A 2,527-nucleotide genomic window follows, 5' to 3' on the forward strand; every position below is an offset into this window, starting at 1 on the left:
AGTAAGCGTAAAATAGAGGAGGACCTTTCCCCCTGTGGTAAGATGGGAGTAAAAGGACAGGGGGCAGAGAGGTCATGAGTGAGGAAAAGCGAATTTTGCAGTGCCTGAACTGCGGGCAGCCGTTTGAGCCAATGTGTCATATCACGCGGCAGAAATTTTGCTGTGACGCATGTCGGCACAAATATCATAACGCCAAGCGGCATTATGATGTGCCAGTAGATATCTGCCCAGGCTGTGGAGATATCGTGGAGCAGAGTGGAGAACGGGGACGGCGGAGGCGGTTTTGCAGTGACCAATGCCGGGTCAAATATCATGCTCGTAAGGTCATGGAACGACGGCAGGCAAGAGAACAAACAAAAGCGATCTGTCCCAACTGCGGGAAAGAGTTTCAGGCAGAATGGGGAACAGGGAAACAACGGCGGTTCTGCAGTGACCCGTGTAGGATCGAATGGTGGGCGGCGTATCACAAAGCGAATCCCAGTATAGAAGAACCGGCGGAGACATGTGCGACCTGTGGAGCACCGCTGCCAGGGAAGCAAAAAGGCCAGAAATATTGCAGCCGGTTTTGTTACCTGTTGGCGATGGACCAGACACATGTGGAAGGGACCTGCCAGTGGTGCGGCCGGCCGATCGCCACCACCATTGGGGTGGAGCGGACCTATTGCAGCCGGGAATGTGCGGCAGCAGGCCGGTACGCTTTGCGGGGGTTTCACAAAGGCAGCCACCGGATCAGTGCCGCAGATACCCAGCTATGGCTGGAAAAGCTGACACAGGCCGCCAGAGCGAACAAAAGCGGTGTGCGTGGGAAGCGAGTCCGTCTTGTATGCGGAACGACCAGCATGTACACCGGCCTGGATGGATTGACCGCGATCATCCGCTATCATTTGCGGTGTGATCCATACGATGGAAGCGTGTATGTGTTCCGTGACGGAACGGGCAGTATGCTGAAATATATTGAATGGGATGGTCAGAGCTTTCAACAGGGGAAACGGCGGGCCCAGAGCGGCACATACCCCTGGCCGAAAGGAGAGTCTGGCCGTGTGGTCGAGATCAGCGAGAAAGAGTTTACATATCTTCTGAGTCGATCTATTGTGCCGTTCAAGTCCCATAAGAAAGATATCTAAAAAGCAGAAAAGTGCTGTGATGATTGAAATCACGGCACTTTTTTGCTATAATTTAAGTATGAAAACAAAAGAGAGAAGCCCAGCGGAGTGGCGCGCGCTGCTGGATAAAAAAGAAGATGAAATCGCATTCCTGCATCGGCAGATCGACTGGCTGACACAGCAGCTTCGGCTTGCGCGAGGGCAGCGTTTTGGTGCGTCCAGCGAACAGACACAGGCGATCCTGGAACAGGTGTCGCTGTTCCAGGAGGCGGAATCGGAGTCATGTGCAAAGATGCCGGAACCAGAACTGGAGCAGGTCACATATAAGCGGAGGAAGCAGAAAGGAAAACGGGAACTGGATTTTTCTGGCCTTCCCGTGGAACAAGTCATCCATGAACTGCCGGAAGCCGAACAGGTCTGTTTGGAGTGCGGCGGGAAACTGCATGCCTGCGGTCATGAGGTGCTGCGCCGGGAACTGGCCTATGTTCCCGCGCAATATAAAGTGGTGGAACATGTACAGACGGTATATGCGTGCAGGTGCTGTGAAAGGAACAGCGACCATGTCTTTCTGCGGAAAAGCGAGGTTCCCGCCCCACTGATTCCTGGAAGCGGGGTGGCTTCACCAAGCCTGTTGGCCCATATTATGAACAGCAAGTATACGTTGGCCCTTCCCCTTTACCGGCAGGAACAGGAGCTGCAGCGGAGGGGGCTGTCGATTTCCCGGCAAACCATGTCCAATTGGATCATCTATGCGTATCAGCATTATTTCCCCAGCCTTTTTCATGCTCTGCACCAGGAGCTGCTGAAGAGTGAGATCCTCCACGCGGACGAGACCACGTTGACTGTGCTGCGGGAGGATGGCAGGCAGGCCAGGCAAAAGAGTTATGTGTGGGTATATCGGACATCCGGCGATGCGGTAAGCCCAGTGGTGCTGTACGATTACCAGCCCAGCCGCTCCGGTGTGTGTGCAAGCAATTTTCTGCAGGGCTTCACTGGGCTGCTACATACAGATGGGTATGAGGCATACCACTGCAAATTGCCGCAGGAGATCACAGTTGCGGGCTGCTGGGCACATATGAGACGAAAATTCACGGATGCGTTGAAAACGCTTCCGAAAGATATCCGGGCACGCTCTCCAGCTCTGGTCGGTCTGGAGTACTGCAATAAGCTGTTCCATCTGGAAGAAGATTACGCAAAACAGGGACTTTCTTTTCAGGAAAGATTTTTCGCCCGGATGGAACGCTCCAGAACGGTGGCAGAAGAATTTTTCGCCTGGGTGAGAGAGGAACAGGAGAAAAATCCCGTACCAAAAAGTATGTTTGGTACGGCGTTGACTTATGCCCTGAATCAACGGGACTGGCTGATGAATATATTTCTGGACGGACGGCTGGAGCTGTCTAATAACCGGGCGGAGCGTGCGGTAC

At 53.7% G+C, this 2,527-nt stretch carries 2 protein-coding genes; both read left to right on the forward strand.

The annotated features are described in order from the left end of the window. The first annotated feature begins 74 nt into the window (after positions 1–74). Positions 75–1,124: an IS66 family insertion sequence element accessory protein TnpB gene (tnpB, locus tag ACTQ33_RS17020; protein ID WP_441465678.1), complete on the forward strand. Its 1,050-nt coding sequence runs from the start codon at positions 75–77 to the stop codon at positions 1,122–1,124. Between the two features lie 58 nt (positions 1,125–1,182). Continuing rightward, on the forward strand, positions 1,183–2,527 hold a 1,345-nt coding region (gene tnpC, locus ACTQ33_RS17025; protein ID WP_441465679.1), incomplete at its 3' end, for an IS66 family transposase.

The sequence above is a fragment of the Candidatus Avoscillospira sp. LCP25S3_F1 genome, assembly GCF_052117125.1.
Taxonomy (GTDB): Bacteria; Bacillota; Clostridia; order Oscillospirales; family Oscillospiraceae; genus Avoscillospira_A.